The organism is Trichocoleus sp. ST-U2, from assembly GCF_039961875.1.
Classification (GTDB): Bacteria; Cyanobacteriota; Cyanobacteriia; order Cyanobacteriales; family FACHB-T130; genus FACHB-T130.
Genome location: NZ_JAMPJY010000032.1, coordinates 1 through 21,471, shown reverse-complemented (window position 1 = coordinate 21,471; position 21,471 = coordinate 1). Strand labels below are relative to the sequence as shown.

Annotated in this window: 18 protein-coding genes and 1 pseudogene; 9 read left to right on the top strand and 10 right to left on the bottom strand. The window is 46.2% G+C overall.

What is annotated here, in order from left to right; translation table 11 throughout:
• Positions 1 to 101: 101 nt before the first annotated feature.
• From NC996_RS19535 to NC996_RS19520, 4 genes are all read right to left on the bottom strand, one after another.
• Positions 102 to 884 (bottom strand): ABC transporter permease, encoded by a 783-nt coding sequence (locus tag NC996_RS19535; RefSeq protein WP_190410112.1) that lies wholly within the window; start codon positions 882 to 884, stop codon positions 102 to 104.
• 93 nt (positions 885 to 977) lie between these two features.
• Positions 978 to 1,769: an ABC-2 family transporter protein gene (locus NC996_RS19530; protein ID WP_190687804.1), complete on the bottom strand. Its 792-nt coding sequence runs from the start codon at positions 1,767 to 1,769 to the stop codon at positions 978 to 980.
• Entirely contained in the window at positions 1,766 to 2,773 is a 1,008-nt protein-coding gene (locus NC996_RS19525) for an ATP-binding cassette domain-containing protein (protein ID WP_190527042.1), read from the bottom strand. Before NC996_RS19525 ends, NC996_RS19530 begins: the two co-directional genes overlap by 4 nt.
• Before the next feature lie 272 nt (positions 2,774 to 3,045).
• Entirely contained in the window at positions 3,046 to 4,344 is a 1,299-nt protein-coding gene (locus tag NC996_RS19520; protein ID WP_190687801.1) for a Glu/Leu/Phe/Val dehydrogenase, read from the bottom strand.
• A 661-nt stretch (positions 4,345 to 5,005) separates the two neighbouring features.
• On the opposite strand from NC996_RS19520, the gene NC996_RS19515 reads away from it, so the two are divergent.
• Positions 5,006 to 5,584, top strand: a complete 579-nt coding sequence (locus NC996_RS19515; RefSeq protein ID WP_190410108.1) for a DUF4126 domain-containing protein — start codon at positions 5,006 to 5,008, stop codon at positions 5,582 to 5,584.
• Positions 5,585 to 5,667: 83 nt separating this feature from the next.
• On the opposite strand, the gene hemH is transcribed toward NC996_RS19515, so the two are convergent.
• Positions 5,668 to 6,831, bottom strand: a complete 1,164-nt coding sequence (gene hemH / locus NC996_RS19510; protein ID WP_190687858.1) for a ferrochelatase — start codon at positions 6,829 to 6,831, stop codon at positions 5,668 to 5,670.
• A gap of 111 nt (positions 6,832 to 6,942) precedes the next feature.
• On the opposite strand from hemH, the pseudogene NC996_RS19505 reads away from it, so the two are divergent.
• Together NC996_RS19505 and map are read left to right on the top strand one after the other, a co-directional pair.
• A pseudogene (locus NC996_RS19505) lies at positions 6,943 to 7,372 on the top strand (hypothetical protein).
• Between the two features lie 150 nt (positions 7,373 to 7,522).
• The gene (gene map / locus NC996_RS19500; protein ID WP_190410107.1) at positions 7,523 to 8,284 is read left to right on the top strand and encodes a type I methionyl aminopeptidase; all 762 of its coding nucleotides are present in this window, start codon (positions 7,523 to 7,525) and stop codon (positions 8,282 to 8,284) included.
• Positions 8,285 to 8,491: 207 nt separating this feature from the next.
• On the opposite strand, the gene NC996_RS19495 is transcribed toward map, so the two are convergent.
• Together NC996_RS19495 and NC996_RS19490 are read right to left on the bottom strand one after the other, a co-directional pair.
• Positions 8,492 to 8,863 carry a hypothetical protein gene (locus NC996_RS19495; protein WP_190687798.1) on the bottom strand — a complete coding sequence of 124 codons (372 nt, stop codon included), beginning with the start codon at positions 8,861 to 8,863 and terminating at the stop codon, positions 8,492 to 8,494.
• 85 nt (positions 8,864 to 8,948) lie between these two features.
• Positions 8,949 to 9,266: a hypothetical protein gene (locus tag NC996_RS19490; RefSeq protein WP_348260011.1), complete on the bottom strand. Its 318-nt coding sequence runs from the start codon at positions 9,264 to 9,266 to the stop codon at positions 8,949 to 8,951.
• Positions 9,267 to 10,044: 778 nt separating this feature from the next.
• Here NC996_RS19490 and NC996_RS19485 point away from each other — a divergent pair.
• Positions 10,045 to 10,734, top strand: a complete 690-nt coding sequence (locus tag NC996_RS19485; protein WP_199303228.1) for a PEP-CTERM sorting domain-containing protein — start codon at positions 10,045 to 10,047, stop codon at positions 10,732 to 10,734.
• A 241-nt stretch (positions 10,735 to 10,975) separates the two neighbouring features.
• Here the strand turns inward: NC996_RS19485 and argJ are convergent, their stop codons facing one another.
• The 3 genes from argJ to NC996_RS19470 all read right to left on the bottom strand — a co-directional run bounded on the left by argJ (position 10,976) and on the right by NC996_RS19470 (position 14,376).
• Positions 10,976 to 12,310: a bifunctional ornithine acetyltransferase/N-acetylglutamate synthase gene (gene argJ / locus NC996_RS19480; protein WP_190687795.1), complete on the bottom strand. Its 1,335-nt coding sequence runs from the start codon at positions 12,308 to 12,310 to the stop codon at positions 10,976 to 10,978.
• 345 nt (positions 12,311 to 12,655) lie between these two features.
• Entirely contained in the window at positions 12,656 to 13,564 is a 909-nt protein-coding gene (locus NC996_RS19475; protein WP_190687792.1) for a hypothetical protein, read from the bottom strand.
• Between the two features lie 287 nt (positions 13,565 to 13,851).
• The gene (locus NC996_RS19470) at positions 13,852 to 14,376 is read right to left on the bottom strand and encodes a dihydrofolate reductase family protein (RefSeq protein ID WP_190687789.1); all 525 of its coding nucleotides are present in this window, start codon (positions 14,374 to 14,376) and stop codon (positions 13,852 to 13,854) included.
• 922 nt (positions 14,377 to 15,298) lie between these two features.
• On the opposite strand from NC996_RS19470, the gene NC996_RS19465 reads away from it, so the two are divergent.
• The 5 genes from NC996_RS19465 to NC996_RS19445 all read left to right on the top strand — a co-directional run bounded on the left by NC996_RS19465 (position 15,299) and on the right by NC996_RS19445 (position 21,309).
• On the top strand, positions 15,299 to 16,657 hold the full coding sequence (locus NC996_RS19465) for a CmpA/NrtA family ABC transporter substrate-binding protein (protein ID WP_190687786.1): 1,359 nt from the start codon (positions 15,299 to 15,301) through the stop codon (positions 16,655 to 16,657).
• A 95-nt stretch (positions 16,658 to 16,752) separates the two neighbouring features.
• Positions 16,753 to 17,589 (top strand): nitrate ABC transporter permease, encoded by an 837-nt coding sequence (gene ntrB, locus NC996_RS19460; protein WP_190410101.1) that lies wholly within the window; start codon positions 16,753 to 16,755, stop codon positions 17,587 to 17,589.
• 100 nt (positions 17,590 to 17,689) lie between these two features.
• The gene (locus tag NC996_RS19455; protein WP_190687784.1) at positions 17,690 to 19,693 is read left to right on the top strand and encodes a nitrate ABC transporter ATP-binding protein; all 2,004 of its coding nucleotides are present in this window, start codon (positions 17,690 to 17,692) and stop codon (positions 19,691 to 19,693) included.
• A 159-nt stretch (positions 19,694 to 19,852) separates the two neighbouring features.
• The gene (locus tag NC996_RS19450; protein WP_190687780.1) at positions 19,853 to 20,713 is read left to right on the top strand and encodes a nitrate ABC transporter ATP-binding protein; all 861 of its coding nucleotides are present in this window, start codon (positions 19,853 to 19,855) and stop codon (positions 20,711 to 20,713) included.
• 125 nt (positions 20,714 to 20,838) lie between these two features.
• Positions 20,839 to 21,309: a phosphate-starvation-inducible PsiE family protein gene (locus NC996_RS19445; RefSeq protein ID WP_190687774.1), complete on the top strand. Its 471-nt coding sequence runs from the start codon at positions 20,839 to 20,841 to the stop codon at positions 21,307 to 21,309.
• Positions 21,310 to 21,471 lie beyond the last annotated feature (162 nt).

Genomic DNA, 21,471 nt, shown 5'->3' with positions numbered 1-21,471 from the left:
TTGCTTTCGTCTTCTACCCCTTCAATTGATTGAAGATTGCCGGATGGAAATCGTCTGTCTGACGGTTAGTTCTCAACAAGCGATCGCAAATTCTGGTAATTCTAACTCGACGCACTCGTATAAAATCGCAGTGCAAACCGCCAGAAAACCCGCGAAGCGAATAATAGCGCCAACGCCAGAATTCCCGCACTCACTATCCAACCCACCTCGACGCGCCCCAGCATCGCCTCCGCTGGGATAGTCGTTAAAAACGCTACTGGCACTATGAAAGTAAAGAAAAAACGGTAAGCAGCGGGATAAGCAACCATTGGGTATCGCCCAGCTTCTAAAAAGCCTCTGAGTACCTCAGTGACGTTGTAGATTTTCACAAACCAGATGCTAGTCGCCCCCAGCATAAACCACAGGCTATACAAAATTGCGAAACCGAATAGTAGCGGAATCGTACTTAAAAAATAGTCACTGATTCTCAAACCCAACCGCGCCCCAGCATAGCCAATCAGCACCCCTCCAAAGACTAAATCTGGCAGTCCCCAAGGAGAAAAGGCGCGGGTAGAAAGCCAAAATTGGCTGCTGATGGGCTTCAGCAGCACAAAATCTAATGTCCCTTGCTGAACCTGATCGACAATCCGGTTTAAATTAGGCACCAAAAAGCTATTAGAAAAGCCTTGCAGGATCGTAAAAACTCCTAGCACAACCAAAGCTTCCTCCCATTTCCACCCTTCAAAGGTGTAACCATTGCGGTAAAACAAGGACAACCCAAACATACTACCGGCTAAGTTTCCCAAACTACTGAGTGCTGCTAGAACAAAATTAACCCGGTATTCAAGTTCGGCAGCGATCGCTGTACTCCAAAATAGCTTTAGTACCCGTAGATATCGTTGCATCTTCTCAAGGTTGCAAGGTGTGCCAATTTGAAAGTAACGCGATTTAGTCCTAGCAAGACTGCGAGAGCGATCGCACTCTTCCCCTCTTTCTTCCTACGCCCCCATCCCCGAATATTGTTTCAATCCCCGCCGCCACATCCAACGATTCCAGACAAAAAACAGCAAACACCAACCGAACATTGCCAACAAACCCCGCCCTAAATCCACTGGCAACCCTACCAACAAGGCCGCCGGGAAATGCACCAGATAGGGAAATGGCGTCCACAGCACCACCTCACGCATCGCTGGCGGAAAAACTTCTAGGGGTGCCACAACGCCAGAAAGAAACAGATACAGCAAAAACCAGAATTGCTCGATGGCGCTAGCGCGTTCCGTCCAAAAAGCAAACAGAGCAAACGTGTATTGGATGAGAAAGCGGAGCGTGAAGGCGATCGCTAACACCCCGAAAAATAATAAAATTGTCCCCACACTCGGCAACCAAAGAGCCTTCGGGTAGAGAGTGAAAAACAAGATTATCAACCCCGCAATGAACGGTAAACGGGCAAGGCGTTCGGAAAGATGAGAAGCGACATGATGCCACACCGGGTCTAAGGGTTGCAGCAGCCGAGAAGACAACGTCCCTTGTACCACCTGCTTCTCAAATTCCCAAATCACCCAAACAACCGTAAACTGCCTAACCAGAAAAGCTGCAATGAAATAGCGGGCAAAATCTACTGGCGACAGTCCAAATTGTCCACCTTGCGATGCTGCTTCCATCCAAATCCCCATCAAGATGAAGGGCACAGAACCTGATAACGCCCACAAAAATAACTCTGCCCGATACTCCACCATATGAGCGTAATAAGCTATCAGCAAAGTTTTGGCGGTTCTAATTGCTGAACTCATACAACGACTCCCGCCCGAAACACCTGACCGATGACTTCTTCAATCGGCGGGTCAGTCACCGCCAAATCCAATACATCCATTTCCGCCAAAATTTTAGCGACTGTGCGTGTCAGCGCCTCCCGCCGCACCAGCAACCGCACCACTTGACCTTCTACCGCTTTGATTTCGCCATAAGACTTTAAAGATGCCAAACTTCCCCTTTCAAGATCGTCTTTGGGTAGCGGATGCGTCAACTCTATTTTCACCTCGCGGTAGGGGGCAAAGCGGTCTAGGAGTCCATCCAAACTACCATCATAAATTAGCTGACCTTGATGAATCAGTAGCACCCGCTGACACAAAGCCGTGATATCTGCCATGTAGTGGCTGGTTAAGAGAATCGTCGCTCCATAGAGTTGATTGTACTCCCGCAAAAATTCCCGCACCCCCACCTGAGCATTGATATCCAGCCCCAGCGTCGGCTCATCCAAGAACAGTACCTTGGGCTGGTGGAGGAGTGCTGCTAGCAACTCAGCCTTCATTCGTTCCCCTAAAGAAAGCTTCCGCACCGGCTGATTCAGCTTGCCTTGCAGTGAAAGCATCTCCGTCAGTTCCCCCACCATCCGCCGAAACTCTTTGTCGGAGATGTTATAAACAGCGGCGTTTATCCTCAGCGAGTCCATCGCTGGCAAGTCCCAGAGCAACTGCTGTTTTTGCCCCATCACTAGCGTAATTTGTTTTAAAAAGGACGCCTGACGCTGGAAAGGAACCTGTCCCGCCACTCTTACATTCCCTGCGGAGGGATGGATTAACCCCGTGAGCATCTTCAGAGTCGTCGTTTTTCCCGCGCCATTGGCACCTAAAAACCCCACTACTTCCCCCGGTTCAATCTCGAAGGAGACATCTTGAACCGCCTTTACCTCGCGGTAGGTGCGGCGCAGAAAGTGCTGTAATGTCCCCTTAAGTCCGGGTTCTTTAACCGCCACTGGGTAGACTTTGCTCAGTTTCTCAGCCGAGACAATAGGCATTGCAATTAGCTTTTTCTATAAATCTAACTTGATACTCTAAAAAGCGGCTGGATGTCCCTATCCAATGGCAAGACTTAAACAGGTATCCTAGATTACTCTCGATTCCAGACCGAGCTTTTCCAATCTCAAGGTATTTACGTTTTTGTCTATCTACGCCATAAACTGCAATGGGCAGTTTGCCGATGGCTGGGGGTTTCAGATGGATGATATCAACGAAATAGGGCAGAGGTATCCCCTGCCCTAGATAGCGCCGCCTCTCGTTAACTTACGGACTATGCATAAACTCGACCGTTGAGATAATAGTCTCGCGTACCCTTGGCGTTGATAGCTTCTCCCAACCGATTTAAAGCATGGACGTAAGCTGCTGTTCGCATTGGAATGGCTAGTTCCTGAGAAATTGCCCAAATTTTCTCAGTTTCTTCGACCATTTTTTCCATTAAGCGTTGATTGACTTCTTTGAGCGTCCAATAAAGTCCGCTGCGATTTTGTACCCATTCAAAGTAGCTGACTGTAACGCCGCCCGCATTAACTAAAATATCGGGAAAGACGTAAATTCCCCGTTCTTCCAAAATTCTGTCAGCGGCTGAACTAATCGGGCCGTTAGCAACTTCAAAGATATACTTTGCTTTGATATCCTTGACATTCGCCTCATTAATTTGATTTTCTAAGGCGGCGGGAATCAAGACATCCACATCTAAAGCTAAAAGTTCCTCATTGCTGATGACTTCGTGTTCATCCATGTGGCAAACGGTGTCTTGGCAGTAGAGGGCTTTAATACCTCTGCTGGAGACTTTATATTGCCGAATACTGGGAATATCTAAACCTTTTTTGGAATAGACACCACCTTGGGAATCGCTAACCGCAACAACTTTATATCCGGCTTTGTAGAGTAATTCTGCTATCTCTGCACCAGCATTCCCAAATCCCTGAACGGCTACGGTTGTCTCTTGAGGGAGCCGGTCAACTTTGCTCATGATGCTTTCAATCACAAAGAAAGCACCCATAGCGGTAGCAGTATCTCTGCCTAAACTACCCCCCATTGTTAACGGTTTGCCGGTGACAACGGCTGGAGTAATTTGACGGCGGATGATACTGTATTGATCCATCATCCAACCCATAATCATGGGATTGGTGTATACGTCGGGTGCTGGAATATCCACGTCAGGGCCAATAAAGTCTGCGATCGCATCCACATAACCGCGACTTAGCCTTTCTAACTCCATCTTCGAGAGTTCTTTCGGATTCAGCGTTATTCCCCCTTTCGCTCCGCCAAACGGTAAATTTAACACAGCACACTTAAAAGTCATCCAAAAGGCTAAGGATTGCACTTCATCCATTGAAACATTGGGGTGATAGCGTACCCCTCCTTTAGTCGGACCTCTGGTATCATCGTAACGGACACGATAGCCCTGAAAAATCCTCAAAGTACCGTTATCCATCCGGACAGGAATTGAAACGGCTAAACTGGCTTTTGGATATTTTAAGTGTTCGGCTGCATCGTCGGAAATAGAAACAAATTTTAGGGCTTGTTCTAATCTTTGGCTAGCATCAGCAAATAATGAGTCTGACATCCCACGATTCCTCCTGTTGCACAATCAAGCTGGTATGCAAATACAAATTTCACTTTAAGAAAAGCAGAATGGTGCAAATTAAGCTAATTCTTGAGGATTGGAAGTGAAAAAGTTAACTGGTATGCAGCATAACCAATTACCCATTACAAACCCTACAAGTAATGTTTAATTACACCACCTGTTTCAGTAGATTCTCGCAATAGAAAACGATTGCTTTGGCTAGGGTTCTTAATTAAGTAGGCAAAAACCGAACCCTCTCTAAACCTATTTTTCAATAGGGAATTTTGCGAGTTGCTCATCGTCGAGTTTCTCAGCAAAGTGAGGATTTTTTGTTTATTTTTACCGACTTAATAAGTGTGCGCGTCGCACGTATTGCAATTAATTTTCTTTCTCGGAAGACGCTTAACTTTCCCTACCAACATTAAAACACAAAAAAAACTGTATTATATGTAACATTTTAAGAATAAGCGACACAATTCCGGTTTAAGTAGAGCTTAGGACGGCGGGGGAGGGGGGATGACCCATCAGCGCGATCGCTGTTTATGAAATATCTTGGAAATTAGTGGCAAGCTCTCTAAAGCAGTGTGAAACTGTAAACAGAGGAAATAATTCTCGTCTGCCCTGATGTCAAGCAATCAGTTCTTGTGTCGGCTGAATTCTTATGATTGAAATCTTAGCCGCACTCTCTGCATCTGCGGCGGCAGGAATGAGAGTAGCTCTTCCCTTGCTGGTAATTGGTCTATTGCATAGTACCAATCTCTGGTCAAGCGTGCCCCTACTGTCGCGATTTCCTCCTCCTGTCGTTTTAGGAGTGCTAACCAGCTGGTCGTTATTTGAGCTGTTCGCCTCGAAAAAGCTGTTGGGTCAGCGCGTACTGCAACTGATCCAGCTACTTTTCAGCCCAATTGTCGGAGCGATTATGGGCGTTGCCGTTGCCCAAATTGCTGGCGCTTCCACTGGCCTTCTCTGGATAGTTGCTGTGGTGGGCAGCTTATTAGCGTTCGTCCTCCAGCTAGTTCAGGTCGGCTGGTTCTACCGCTTGCGGCGTCTACCGCTGTGGGTCGTCTTTTTGCAAGATGTTCTGTGCGTTGTCTTGGTGGTCTTCGCCTTCGATGCGCCCAAGCATGGAGGACTCATCGCCTTACTTTTGTTGTGGCTGGCTATTCGCAGCTCTAAGGAATGGTATCGCTGGTATCGAGGACAAAAACGCTCTAGGGGACACTATCAGCAACCCGACTAAAGGAAAGCAAAAGTAAAAAGGCAAAAGAAAGGATTGTTTGTTTTTAGTTTGGCTTTTTTACTTTTTTGTTTTATTTTTAGTTTTTACATTAGTCCGACAAAGTGTAGAGGGCCGCGACCGCTAATTAACTCGATTACTAAGGCAAGAAAGCCAAGCATTGCCAGCCGTCCGTTCCAGACTTCTGCTGCTGTGGTCATGCCCCACTCCCAGCGCTCTTGGGGATACATTTTGACTTTCTTTTTGAGCTGTGTGACTTGGGATAGCTTCAAGCTGGGGGCGTCGAGAGCATCAATCACCAAAGTCGCCATTGCTTCAATAAAGCGGGGATGAGTATCTAGCGCTGGCACGCGGCGGAAGTCGTGGATGCCAGATTCTTCTGCCAGTTCGCGGTACTCGACGTCAATTTCTTGTAGGGTTTCGATATGCTCGGAGACGAAGCTAATCGGTACAACTAACAAATGTTCGACTCCCTTGGCTCCCAGTTCTTTTAGGGCGTCTTCAGTGTAGGGTTTAAGCCACTCAACTGGCCCGACTCGACTTTGATAAGCCAGGGTGTGGGGATTAGGTCGATTGAGGGTCTGCATAATTAGAGCAGTACAGTCCTCAATTTCTTTTTGGTAGGGATCTCCGGCTTCTTCAACGTAGCTGACGGGAACGCCGTGAGCGCTAAAAAAGAGATGAACTTGGTCGGGATTGGGAAATTGGTTGAGTTCTTGGGTAATCAACTCAGCCATTGCTTGCAAGTAGCTGGGTTGCTGATACCAGGAGGGAATAACGGTGTATTCAATCCGGCTAAGTGCTGGGTCTTCCTGCCATAGTCTTTCTAAAAGGCGGAAGCTGGAACCGCTGGTGCTGATGGAAAATTGAGGGTAGAGGGGGAGAATTACCAGGTGTTCTATGGCGTCGCGTTTGATGCGAGCGATCGCTTCTTCTGTAAAGGGATACCAGTAACGCATCCCGATGTAAATATTCGCTTCTTGTCCTTGTTGCTGCAATTTTGCCTGAAGCGCTTCTGCTTGGGCTTCTGTAATCCGTCGCAGTGGGGAGCCACCCCCGATGACCTGATAGTTTTCTTGCGATTTCTTGGTTCTTAAGGTGGAAATCAGCCACGCTAAGGGTTTCTGTAGCCCAGAAAAGGGTATGCGGATAATCTCTGGGTCGGAAAACAGATTAAACAGAAAAGGCCCAACATCCTCTAAATCATCCGGCCCACCCAGATTTAGTAGCAAAACTCCTACACGACCCATAGCGGTTACAGTTTCCAAATCTTTCATTTTCGTTACTGATTTTAACAATAATATTCTTTTAAAGGTTCGGGTCTGCAATAAGAGATACAGATTTTAACTAGGAGTGGAGTAGTGGCTACTATTTTAAGGACTTGGAGTTATCAACACCAGTGGTTGTATGATGCGATCGCTCGTTTAGCTGCTGTGAGTGTAGGCGGGGAAGCAAGATTTCGTCAACTACCTTTGCAAGGGTTAACGATCGATTCACAAACGTGCTGCTATGCATGAAATGGAACCCGATCGATTGCGGCAAATTCTCCAAGAAGTCTACCGGGTACTAAAACCGGAAGGTATCTTTGCCTTAGTCGATTTTCATCGTCCCACAAATCCGCTATTTTGGCCTCCAATCTCCCTATTTTTGTGGCTGTTTGAAACAGAAACCGCTTGGCAGCTGTTAAAGACGGATTTGGCTGGGTTGTTGCAGGAGATTGGGTTTAATCTGGTGGAAGAACCGACTCTCCATGCAGGTGGAAGTTTGCAGGTGATTCACGCCCAGAAATAAACCACTCCAGAACGCACCAGAAACAGAGCCAGGGGGAAGCAGCGCCTCTACTCTGCATTCCCAGATACACGAATTAGCTGCAAATGAGACGCCTTCTCTTGCCTCACAAGCAGCTAATCGCCACTAGAAAATCAAGGAAATATATTACAGATGAAAAGCGAAACAATTGAGCTGTTGTCAAACCGGGAGTTAGATAAAATGCGTCAGGCTGGACGCTTGGCGGCTGAACTCCTCAACCATCTAGAACCGATGGTCAAGCCAGGAGTCAGTACCCTAGAAATCAACGATGAAGCCGAACGCTGGACTTTGGCTCACAAAGCGAAAAGCGCCCCGCTGGGCTACAAGGGATTTCCCAAGTCTCTTTGCACCAGTATCAACGAAGTGGTCTGTCACGGCATCCCCAGCGCTAAACAGGTTCTCAAAGAAGGAGACATCATTAACATTGATGTGACGCCGCTGGTGGATGGCTACCACGGCGATACCTCTAAGACGTTTTTTGTCGGGAAGCCCTCACCCATCGCGAAAAAGTTGGTTGAGGTGACGCTGGAGTGCCTAAACAGAGGAATTGCTGAAGTCAAGCCGGGGGCGCGGATTGGCGATATTGGGGCAGCGATTCAAGAGTACGCTGAAGGAGAAGGTTTTTCAGTGGTGCGGAACTTCGCGGGACACGGTGTTCACCGCATTTTCCATACTGCACCAGAGATCCTCCATTATGGTAGACGCGGAACCGGGAAGCGTCTGAGACCAGGCATGGTTTTTACGATTGAACCGATGATTAATGAGGGAACTTGGGAAGTCGAGCTTCTCGACGATGGGTGGACCGCTGTCACACTCGATCGCAAGCTCTCCGCTCAGTTTGAGCATACGGTGGCTGTTACTGAGGAAGGCGTCGAAATCCTTACCCAAGCTTAAGATTAGCGGTTCCCCGATCAAAGGTTGCTTTGTCGGGATCGAGAAATTGCTGGGAATTTATCAGGAGCGTAGATGCACCAGGTTTTAGTTAAAAAATCTAAAATTGTTTGGCTTCTACCCAATTCTTCGCCGCAGTACCTTTGGGAGGATAAATTCATGGAAATCCCTGAGGTGAAAGCATCCCCCGGCTTATAGCCGTGGGGAGTTTCAACGGCGTTGTTTTTGTAATTCAGCAACTTGTGCTTCTAGTTTGTTGATACGCTGCTTGAGTTCGATTACCAGAGTGGCTAGGCGGTCAAACATGGGGTCTGCTGAGGCGGGTCGATTGCCTCTAGGGGCGATAGGAGGCGCTGGTTTCGTTGAGCCGGTTCTTCCAGAGGGGGACTGGTTCTGTCCTTGTAACTGCGACTGTAGCTGATTTATTTGCGATCGCATTTGCGATCGCAATTGATAAGTTTCGGATTCCAATCTAGAAATCCGCGATTCTAAGTAAGATGACTCTTGCGCCAGTGTTTGTTTGGGCAGCAAGGCGATTCCCAACATGATAGCAAGGCAAAGCAACTCCATTTTTCTGAACATACATTATCGATCCTCCTAGGGAGGACAATGCGTGTGTTGGTAATTTCATGGGGCACTCAGCGATCGCTTGGTGAAAGCGATCGTCTTAAATTAAATCAGAACAAGCAGGCTGTGTGGGTGTATCGATTGATTCAGGCGCTTGGACTTTCGTCTTTCTAATTTTTGATTTTTTGCTTTGCGTCCAGCTACAGATATCACGGGCTAGCTGTTTCCCATTGACTGCACAGTTAGAAGCTTTTTTGGTAAACTCTTCTACCGATGTAGTCGGGTCGCCAGGTCGAGATTTCACAAGACCATGAGCGCATTCATTCCGGTCGTAGCTCCAGAGCCTCACAGCATCAATCAAATCTTCCCTAGTTTTATACGGAACTTTCTCATCCCGCCTTTTCCATTCCTGAATCAATCTTCCTAGAAAGGTTTCTTTATTTGTAAACTGATGAGTTTCTCCAGCTTCTTTCAGTCTAACAACTAAGTAACTCAGAAGCCGATCTAGATGATGCTTTCCGCAATCATAATTGATTCCACGAAAACACTTTCTTCAGAAAGTGCTAGTAAATGTTAATTAAGTTGTTTTCGCTTTCCCCGTTCGGCGATTCTGCGTCAAGCGCTGGAGCATCAATCGGCTCAGGACTACATAAATCACCCCTTCGTGATTTTCAGGCAATCTTTCAGAGCCGCGAGTCAGGATTCTTATCTCTTGGCGCACCGCTGCTTCCTATCTATTTACAAACAGTCTCTTAAACATAGCCAGCGCTAGCCCTAACCTTCACAGGAACTTTATCTTAGCCTCTATCTAAAGACGTATCCTTTAAGGCGGTAAGCCCTCGTACTGTATGCTTTAGGGATTAAAAAATTCAGTGTATACAGTGATTGCATCTATCTAAAGTATGTATTTTTTTGATGAGGATCGAGTGTAGGTGCTTGCGAACGCCAGAAAAGGTGTGTCATTCTTAATTCAACAAGCGAGCGCACTAAAGCTCAAAAAATTCACAAGCAAGCTAATTGCTAAAAGCATCTACATAATTTGATACTTGCAATCGCTCTTACCCAACCTCTCAAGCATTGCTTGAAGAGATGGGAAAGATTCGCTTGGATTTCTGAGAAGTGTGGAGCGATTCTGAAAGGAAAGCTTACCTCAAACTAACTTTGGCATTAACGTTCACCGTAGAGACAGGAAACTAATGACTAACGCAAATTCACTGAAAAAATTACCAATGGCTGCTACTTTAAAAACTGCTGGAATTAGCTTAGCGAGTTTAGCTGCTGTCTTGAGTACTACTCCCTCCTATGCTGCAAGTTTTACCTTTAATCCTGCAAACACCCAGACAATTGGTAGTGTTACAACAAGCGATGGAGAGGCCATCTTAAATTCTTCTGGGACATCTGATTCCGAGATAGAGCAATTCTTGGGCTTAAATGCAGGTAGTTTAGACGCTGTTCAAGGTCAAAATGCTACTAATGGTTCTGCTCTGAAAACAACAATCAAAGCCAAAGCAGGAGATGTATTTAGTTTTGATTGGAAGTTTAACGCTGGTGACTACCTGCCATACAATGATTTTTCCTTTTTCTCCATCGGTTCTGTTATCCAGAAACTAGGTGATGTTGCTCTATCAGGTAATTATGGTGAAGCCAACGGAGTCAATACTACTTATACTTTCACCGCAGATGGAATTTACACTGTAGGGTATGGGGTTCTCAATTTGCTCGATAGTGGGCTTGATTCAAAGTTAACGATTAGCAAAAAAGGTGCTTACACTGAAACAGCTCCTGTTCCTGAACCTGCTTCTGTATTAGGTCTGTTAGCATTTGGTGCTATGGGTGCAGGTTCCCTGAAGCGCAAACAGCAGCAGAAAGTTGCAGTCAAAGCATAAGTGAATAAAAACCGAATTTAATTTAGTTGCTGCTGTATCTTGGATACAGCAGCTTTTTAATTGAAGTTTGCCTAGTATGCGATCGCTCTTATCCAGCCAATGCGCTCTTCCATGCGCTCAAAGGCAAACTTATAGGGTTGAAATTTGATAATATTTTTGGTTGTTTCAGTTTTCATCCTATTTACCTTAGCGAGAGTTGGCAGGATTGCAATCAGAACAGATCGGTCAAATTCCTCAAAACTCAGGTTGTGTACTCAGCGTTAATCTTTACATAGTCATAACTCAAGTCGCAGCCCCAAGCGATACCAGAACCCGAACCATTTCCGATGCTCAGCGCGATCGCAACGGTCTGATCTTTAAAATCAGTCGGCGATGCAGGACGACTAAACGCAACAGGTTCACCCGACTCTACTTGCATTAAGTCATTGCTGGAATCAGTGCTGAGAACCTCTTTTGCCGACGCCGACGCCGCTTGTTTTAAATAAGCACTCGCCGCCGCCCGATCGAAGGGCAACGGTTGACCATTTTCCATCAATAAGAAGTCCCCTAGCTGAATGCGGAGATGTTCTTGATCGAACAGCACTCCGGAACGACCCGCCGCTGCTGCAATTCTTCCCCAGTTTGGATCGTGCCCAAACACGGCTGACTTAACTAAGGATGAACCGACAACCGTTTTGGCAACCTGACGGGCAGCTTTTTCATCAGATGCGCCGGTAACTTGCACTTCAATTAAGCAGGTAGCCCCTTCGCCATCACGGGCGATCGCTTTCGCTAAATATTGGCAAACTTCAGTCAGCATCGCCTCTAATTTCTCGGCGTCTGGTCCCATCTCGGTAATCGCTGGGGTGCGAGATTCCCCATTTGCTAAGGCGATCAGCGTATCGTTGGTACTGGTATCGCCATCTACGGTAATTTGGTTAAAACTTTGGTCAGCGGCTCGACTCACCATTTTTTGCCAGAGAGAAGGAGCAACCGCCGCATCGCAAGTGACAAAAGCTAGCATCGTCGCCATGTTGGGATGAATCATCCCAGATCCCTTTGCCATACCGCCTATTCGCACCGGGCGATCGCCAAAAGTGGTCTCTAACGCAATCGATTTCGTCACTAAATCGGTAGTGACGATCGCTTGGGCTGCTGCATCGCCGCCGGTTTCAGAAGCAGCAGCGACCAATTTAGGAATTCCATCTCGCAGGGCATCCATCTTAATTCGTTGCCCAATAACGCCCGTAGATGCCAACAAGATAGAGTCAGAGGAAATATTCAGTATTTGAGCCAACATCTGAGCGCTTTCAATCGCGTCAATCCAACCTTGGGAACCCGTGGCGGCGTTGGCTTGCCCAGCGTTGCAGAGAATTGCGTGGGCGCTGTGTTTGGTAGAGAGGTGCTGACGGCAATAATCGACACAGGCAGCGCGTACTTGACTGGTGGTGAAAACGCCTGCTGCGATCGCTTCTACCTCTGAATAAATTAGCGCTAAATCCGGTAAGCCTGAAGGCTTTAGTCCGGCGGCGATTCCAGCCGCCCGATACCCTCTAGGAGCCGTTACTCCACCACTAATGATTTGCCAGTTTGTCATCACTCCCCCTGAAAGATAAATGATGCAAATTTTAGCAATTCTCAGGGCTGCGGTGAGTGTTACTGAGTCATAAATTAAATTGGATGCGATCGCGCAAGGAGATGCAAATACAGTTCGCTCCCCGTTTCCTTGGCGACGGTTAAATGCGATCGCGTCCCAAGCAGTGCTGTTTCCAGGGAATCATTCATTTTGAGCGATCGCGCCTAACTCTCTCCCTGAGATTGCTCCTTGTACCAGTAAAGCACCCAAAAGTTTTCTGAAGTTTCCGGTTGTGGCAGCTGACTTATGCAACCCAGCATATTTCGCCGCAGTTTGGCATCTGTCACCCAACCACTGAACCTGTCTCTAGCTTTTTATTTCGGGCCAGAAGCCAGTGAAATCTTCATCGTTTCCCGTAAGTAATACTGCATCGCCATAAGGTGCAACCCACTGACACTCAGCTTTTGGCAGATTAGTAGCAATACAAACTTCCGTCCAAAGACAGCTAAGCCCAGCAATAATATCTTTCAGTGTAGGAAGCAAATCTGTCCGAAAGGTAGAATAGGCACCAAGTTCTTCAAGACTAGCAATCACTTCCCATGGATCATCACCTAATTTGTGATGGGATACGGTGACATTAGTCGAACCATGTTCGATGATATCGCGAATGCCTTTTTGTGTTCCGCCACTCTCATTACTAGAGCTTTGAGATTTTCGGAGTTTGTCAAGCCAACCTGAGTGGTTTTCAAAAGCTCTTTGTAAACAGTCGAGGTCACAAATTGGAGATAGTCGCTGCAACTTGGCTCGGTCAGCAACAACCGATCGAAGATTCTTATACTCCCATGGCGCTGAGCCAGACTTCTTGAAAAGAACGTGACGGCTTGCCTTAGCGAAATGGTCTGCAATCCTCCTGGTATAAACGAAAGCCTGGTCAACAAACAATGGGATTAACAAAATCGCTTCCTGGCTGGCATTCCACTTCTCTTGATCCTGCTCGTCGAACTCCGGATCTGACCCAATCCGAACACACTTGTGAAGCTCCCGAAGTATGAGAACAAGACGCCTTATTGTTTCAACGAAAGCCCTAATTTCTGACCATTGACTAGGAGACAAATTGTCTGACACACCATTTGCCTTGCGAATAATTGGAGCCTGATGTACCAATCGAAGAACTGGCAACCATAGAAGCTTAGTTCCCTGGCTATTTCTAGCCCAACCATGGCTGGGGAACTTGGTAGCTTGATCCGGATCGGCAAAGTCAAATGCAATTTTCATGAAAAAAAGGATTGCTTGCAGCGGGTTTTACACAAACCCTTCACCAAGCGGCAGTGGTCTAACTACTAATTATGCCGCAATGGCAGCATTAGTATTTTCTAATAAATTCATAAGTGCAAAACCCTGCAAAAGGTTTTTGGATGTCAAGCCTTACTCGTTATGACTTGCAATCAGAGTCTCTTACTCCCGATGAACTTTTTTAGTTTCATCAATGCATCAGGCTTGGGAATTTGCGATCGCCTAACCACCATCTCTTCTAATCCTTCTAATCTATAAGTCTTAGCGCTTCAATTCTGCACGCGATAATGAAGCAATAAGATCCCATTTCCATAGATTTTGCTGTTGGTGAGTTCTAAAGCAGTTTGCCTGATGACTCCGGAAAAAAGTGGAATGCCCGAACCGAATAGTACCGGACTCAACTTCAGGATGATCTCGTCAATCAAGTTTTCGCCAAGAAGCATTGTCGCTAAATTCGCGCCACCGCAAAGGTAGATGTCTTTGCCGGTTTCATTTTTCAATTTCCTGACCAATTCAGCAATATTGTCCGAAACGAGTTCAACATTCTCATCGGGGCTTTCCTTCATCGTCCGGGAGAAAACGTACTGCTTCATCGCTGGATAAGGATTAGTCACGCCGAGCTTTAGCCCGAACTCGTATGTCCTGCGTCCCATTAAAACGACATCAAACTGCTTGAGCGATTCGAGATAATCGGTTATGTGTTCGCCTTCCGAAGGAAAACCATCAATTGTGTGGTCTTCGTGGGCAATAAACCCATCAATGGTGCAAGCTACGTAATATTTTAGTTTTCGCATACAGCAATTCTGGTTTGGATGCAGTCCAGTTTTACCCCACCCCGGCTATTCCCTGCAAGCAAAGAGAGAGTTGGGGACGAGGTTTCGAGCTGCAAGACTCTCCAAAACTCTTGAAACCTTTGAAAAGCCGTTCGTTAGGCTTGTGTGGGAGCGAAACCCAACCACAACCTGGCTGCTCGCTTCACATCGTAATCTACCAAGATCGCCAGTCTGCTTGGTGTGTTAGGCGGAAATAGAAGATGAATTTAGCTCTCCCGACAGGCTAGAGGGATCAATACATTCAGCATCAGCGCTCGCCTCAAGTTGAGGAAAATTGATAAACCACATTAAATCGGTTAAATAAGTAAAACTTAATTAGGCTGTTTATTCGGTCGAGCGATGACATCCAAGGAAATTTCTATGATTACCATTGGATTTTTCATTAACAAGTCTGCCTGATGTATGCAATTTGAGCGATCGCGCTGCCTTGAATTAGGTTTTAGCTCAAATTCAGGAGTTTAGATAATCACCCGTTAATCAGCCTATTGGTTTAGCTGATTATGGCGTCTAATCTAAAGAAAAAATTTATAAATACCATTGAAGATTCCACTGATAAGTAACGCTTTTTAGCTAGGCGCTCACTAATCAAGGTGATATATTTACCTTTAACGCAGAGGAAAAGCAGCGTTACCTGACGCAAAGAAGCTAGCGCGACCAACCTCAGCAAATTTTTCAAAAGCTAATTGTCGTAAATCTATCACTAGGTTCGCGACTTGGTTGTAGCAAACAACCGTCAATTTTAGTGCATTGAACCTTTGACCCTTCTAGGAAATCGGTTTTGTATGCCTCTAATTGGCATGGCTTTTGCGTTCAAAAAGCGTTCTTTTAATTAAGATAGCTCTTCCGTTCAAAATACTAAACCAGATTGTAGGAAGGAGACTTTATGAGCGAATTTTCTAAACTTTCACGCCGCAAATTTATCCTAACTGCTGGAGCATCCGCAATGGGGTCTTTATTGCTCAAAGGCTGTTTAGGAAATCCCCCGGAATTCAGCAACAGAACGCAAGCACAGACAACGCCTGCCGCTAACATTAGCCCAGAACAAGCACCGGAAACTAATAAAGTAAAACTAGGATATATCCCAATTGTAGAAGCAGCTCCTTTTATTATTGCTCAAGAAAAAGGCTTCTTTGCCAAGTATGGCATGACTGGAGTTGAGCTTTCCAAGCAAGCTTCCTGGGGTTCTATGCGGGATAACACCGAAATAGGTTCAGCGGGTGGCGGCGTTGATGGTGGTCAATATCAGATGCCAATGCCGCATCTCATTACTGAAGGCTTAATCACCAAAGGTAATCAGAAAATTCCCATGTACGTGCTGGCTCAGTTGATTACTCATGGAAATGGAATCGCGATTGCTAGCAAGCATCTCGGAAAAGGTCTTGAGTTAAAAATGGACAAAGCGACGGCATTTTTTGACGGACTAAAATCCGCAAAAACTCCTTTTACCGCTGCTTATACTTTTTCACAAGTTAATCAGGATTTCTGGATTCGCTACTGGTTAGCAGGAAACGGCATCGATCCAGATACGGAAGTTAAATTAATTCCCGTACCCTCTGCTCAAACTGTTGCCAATATGAAGACGGGAACGATGGATGCTTTCAGTACAGGCGACCCCTGGCCTTATCGAATTGTTAAAGATAAGATTGGCTTCATTTCAGCATTGACAGCGGAAATTTGGAAGTGCCACCCAGAAGAATACTTTGCTATGAAAGCAGAGTGGGTTGACAAGAATCCCAAAGCTACCAAAGCACTTTTGAAAGGTCTGATGGAAGCGCAGCAGTGGTTAGATAATTTTGACAACCGGAAAGAAGCCGCTGAAATCCTTGGCGAACGAAATTATTTTAATCTTCCATCCGAAATTTTAGCCGAACCATTTCAGGGGAAATATGACATGGGCGACGGTCGCATCATTGATGATAAATCAATGGCATCTCTTTACTGGAAAGATGAAAAAGGAAGTGTTTCTTATCCTTATAAGAGCCACGATCTTTGGTTTATCACAGAAAGCGTCCGCTGGGGATTTTTGCCTGAATCTGCATTGGCAAATGCTAAAGCCCTTATTGATAAAGTCAATCGGGAAGACATTTGGCGAGAAGCTGCCAAAGAAGCCGGAATTTCTGCTGCGGACATTCCTACAAGTACGTCTCGTGGCGTTGAAGAATTTTTTGATGGTGTCAAGTTTGACCCAGAGAATCCCACAGCTTACCTGCAACAACTGAAAATCAAGAAGGTGAGAGCTTAGTCGGTTGTCAGCAGTTAGTTGATAACAAACAATAGACCACGGGCAACAACCAATAGACCGATTACCCATTAGTAAAGTTTAGGAGAACCCTGTCCATGACAACGCTACAAAGACGCCCTGCAACTGCTTCCCAGAACACCTGGTTATCCCGTCTGAACAAACAATTTCCTGACCTGATACCGCCAATTATTGCGATCGCTATCTTCCTCGGCGCGTGGCAGCTGTTTTCTTGGACTCCAGGTGCAACGCTACCAGGGCCAATACAGGTTGTCAAAGATACTTGGATACTAATTTTCTGGCCTTTTTATGACCGAGGCGGTACGGACAAAGGTTTGTTTTGGCAGATTCTCGCTAGTTTACAACGAGTCGCTATTAGTTACTCCTTAGCAGCGATTATTGGTATTGCCTTGGGCATCTTGATTGGTACAAATAAAATGATGTCCAAAGCTTTAGATCCCATCTTCCAGTTATTGCGAACCGTACCGCCTCTAGCTTGGGTGCCAATTTCTTTGGCAGCATTGCGCCAAAACGAACCAGCCGCCCTTTTCGTAATTTTTATCACCGCTATTTGGCCTATCTTGATTAATACAGCGGTAGGAGTGAAGCAAATCCCCCAAGATTACAACAACGTCGCCAAAGTTTTGCAGCTTTCACGGAAAGAATACTTCTTCAATATTCTCATTCCTGCTGCTTTACCTTACATTTTCACAGGTTTGAGAATTGCAATCGGTTTGGCTTGGTTGGCAATTATCGCAGCAGAAATTGTGATGTCCGGGATTGTCGGGATTGGCTTCTTTATCTGGGAAGCTTATCAGAATAACGCAGTTAGCGAAGTTATCTTGGCTTTAATCTACATCGGTGTTGTTGGTCTGCTGCTAGATAAAGCGATGGGTTGGATCGAAACGCGGATTTTACCCGAAGGACAGAAGTAGGGACTGGGTAATGGGTAAAAAGCGCCTACTTACTACCTATTACCTACTACCAATCACCCGTTAGTCATCACCAATTACCAATTACCAATCACCAACTACCATGAGCGTTTTTGTTGCCGTTGACCAAATTGATAAAGTTTTTTCGTTAACCGGAGGTGGCACCTATGTCGCCCTCAAAGGAATTGACCTCCAGATAAAAAAGGGAGAATTTGTCTCTCTGATTGGACACTCCGGTTGTGGTAAATCCACTTTGTTAAACATGGTGGCGGGTTTGGATTTGCCAACTGAAGGTGTAGTGACGCTGGAAGGACAACGCATTACTAAACCTGGCCCTGACCGGATGGTAGTATTCCAAAATTATTCGCTATTGCCTTGGCGCACAGTACGGGAAAATATTGCGTTAGCTGTAAACTCGGTGATGAAAGATTTGCCAGCCGGGGAACGCAAAGCAATCGTTGAGCAGCATATCGATATGGTAGGGTTGCGTCATGCTGCCGATAAGCCACCCGCTCAATTATCCGGTGGAATGAAACAAAGGGTAGCGATCGCCCGCGCCCTCGCGATTCGTCCCAAGTTACTCCTATTAGATGAACCGTTTGGTGCATTAGATGCACTGACGCGGGGGAACTTGCAAGAACAGCTGATGAAAATTTGCGAAGAAAACCAAGTCACCGCCGTCATGGTGACTCACGATGTCGATGAGGCGGTACTGTTATCTGACCGAATTGTAATGCTCACCAATGGGCCAGAATCCAAGATTGGTCAAATTCTAGAAGTTGATATTCCCCGACCCCGCAAGCGGATGGAAGTGGTAGAACATCCCAGCTACTACAGCTTGCGGAGTGAGATGATTTACTTCCTCAATCAGCAGAAACGGATTAAGAAAATTCGGGCGAGGAAGACGACAGCGATCGCTCGTCATGGTCTAGAAAAAGTTAATCTCGATATTGGCTTCTTACCGCTAACCGCTTGTGCGCCTCTAGCTGTCGCTAAAGAAAAAGGTTTCTTTACCAAGCATGGACTTGATGAAGTCAACCTGATGCGTGAAACCAGCTGGCGGGGAATCACCGACGGCATGACTGGCGGATATTTAGATGCCGCCCAGATGCCCTCCGGAATGCCTCTCTGGTTAACTCTGGGAGGTCATGAAAACCGCTCCGTTCCGGTCGTCACCTCCCTGACCATGACCCGCAACGGCAACGCCATCACCCTCGCCAAGCACTTCTACGAGGAAGGCGTGTACACCTTATCTGATTTTAAAGATTACCTGCGTCGCACCCCCGATCGTCAGCACCGGATGGGAATGGTGCATCCCAGTTCCATGCACAATTTGCTGCTGCGTTATTGGCTGGCAGCTGGTGGCATTGACCCTGACCGCGACGTATCCCTGAAGACCATCCCTCCCGCTCAAATGGTGGTAGATTTGCAAGCCGGAACGATTGACGGTTACTGCGTCGGGGAACCTTGGAACCTCCGCGCCGCCGAGGAAGAAATTGGCTTTACTATTGCGACAGACTTAGAAATTTGGCTGGGACACCCAGGCAAAGTTCTAGGAGTGCGGGAAGACTGGGCAGCAGCTTATCCGAACACCCACATTGCCTTAGTTAAAGCTCTCTTAGAGGCTTGCAAATACTGTGCAGATATGGCTAATGCCCAAGAAATTCGGGAGATTTTGGCGCGACGGGAGTATGTAAGCACCGATTTGGCTTACATCCAGATGGGAGAACCAAACTACTCTGCCTGTAGCTTAGAGCATCCCATGCGCGAGTATGCCCATCACCAGTTTTACGGTGAAGGTGGTGTCAACCGTCCCAGTCGTACTGAGCAACTTTGGATTATGACACAGCTAGCGCGTTGGGGCGATACTCCTTTCCCCAGAAATTGGGTAGAAATCCTGGAACGAGTCTGTCGAGTTGGTGCGTTCAGTACAGCAGCGCGAGAACTGGGTCTTGACATTAGTTACACTCGCAGCGCAATTCAACTTTTTGACGGCACTCCCTTTAACGCCGATGACCCAATTTCCTACCTCAACAGTCTGGCAATTAAGCAGGACTTTTCAGTTGCGGAAGTTGTCATCGATTCCAGGACAAAGACGGCAGCTTAATTAATAGAAACCTCAGCGAAGGTCATTCGCGGCTATACAAACTCTTGTCCGCCTGCGTGGATTGAATTTGAAACCCACTTTTGTAGAGTTCTGCCTGTGTAGCCGCGATTAGAAATCCCCTAGTTTTGCTCCCACAGTTTATTTACTCCTTCTACCGCCATGCAAGCTTTTAACTTTCAAACCTCAAATTCTTTAACTCAAAACTCAACACTCAACACTCAAAAATCCCCTAGTTCACCGTTTTTGGTGATTGAGAACGTATCCAAAGTTTATCCAACACCAAAAGGTCCTTACACGGTGCTGGAAGACGTTAACCTTACCGTACAGCAAGGCGAGTTTATCTGCCTCATCGGTCACTCTGGCTGTGGTAAATCGACACTGCTCAATATGGTGTCGGGTTTCAATACGCCCAGCAGCGGCGAGGTGCGGGTTGGCTCGAAGCGCATCACCCAACCGGGACCAGACCGCATGGTAGTATTCCAGAATTACGCTTTGTTGCCTTGGCGGACTGCGTTTGAAAACATTTACCTGGCTGTTAACGCAGTTTATCCTAATAAACCGGAAGCTGAAAAAAGGGCAATAGTGCGAGATCATTTAGCAATGGTAGGACTCACAGAAGCTGCTGACAAAAAGCCGCCGCAATTATCCGGCGGGATGAAACAGCGGGTGAGTATTGCTCGTGCTTTGGCGATTCGTCCCCAAGTATTGATTTTGGATGAGCCTTTTGGGGCGTTGGATGCAATTACTAAGGAAGAATTACAGGAAGAATTGCTGAAAATTTGGAACGACAACCGGGCAACCGTGTTGATGATCACTCACGATATTGATGAAGCTCTATTTCTAGCAGATCGATTGGTGATGATGACGAATGGGCCTCACGCTAAAATTGGTGAGGTAATGGAAATACCTTTTCCGCGTCCGCGCGATCGCGCCCGAATTATGGAAGATCCGCAATACTACAAACTGCGGAATCACGCTCTGGATTTCCTCTACAACCGCTTCGCTCACGACGACGAATAAAGCAAAAGGCAAAAGGAAAAATAACGCACCTTTTTTCCTTTTGCCTTTTAGCGCGTTAATTATAAAAAATACTAACGCTTTTTAAACAATCTCAATGGTGTTTCTATAGTAAAGAGGCTGGGAAAATGCGGATAGGCAGAAAGCTAACAAAACAACTCAGAGCCGCTTCCAAAGACGAAAACTTTCTGCACGGGCTGGAAAATATAGAAGGCATAGTTTCCAAGGTTCTTTCGGTTGCTATGATATTAGTTATCCTGTTAGCAATTTGGAATCTAGGCTTGTCTTTGGCACAAACGCTGATTGGTCAACCAGATGAGCCTTTTACTAAAACATTATTCAAAATATTTGGGTTGTTTTTGAATGTTTTGATTGCTCTTGAAATACTAGAAAATATCACTGCATATCTAAAAAAACACGTTATTCAAGTTGAATTAGTTATTGTTACTTCTATAATCGCTGTTGCTAGAAAAATTATTATTTTAGACTTGGAAAAAACATCAGGGGTTGACATAATTGGGTTGGGAATTGCCCTATTATCTCTTTCAATTAGTTATTGGATTATTCGTCACATGAATGCCAAACAGCATAACGAATAAGGCAGGTTGAGGACTGACACCCACACCGGCAGATCGAAGCGCACTTAATAGACCTCTTGCAAAAGTCGTCGCTGGGGTAATATGGGGTCTAAAATTAGGCGATTGCTAGCTGCCGGTCATAAGTTTTACTCATCTTACCTTTGACTGAGCCGAAGTTCATAA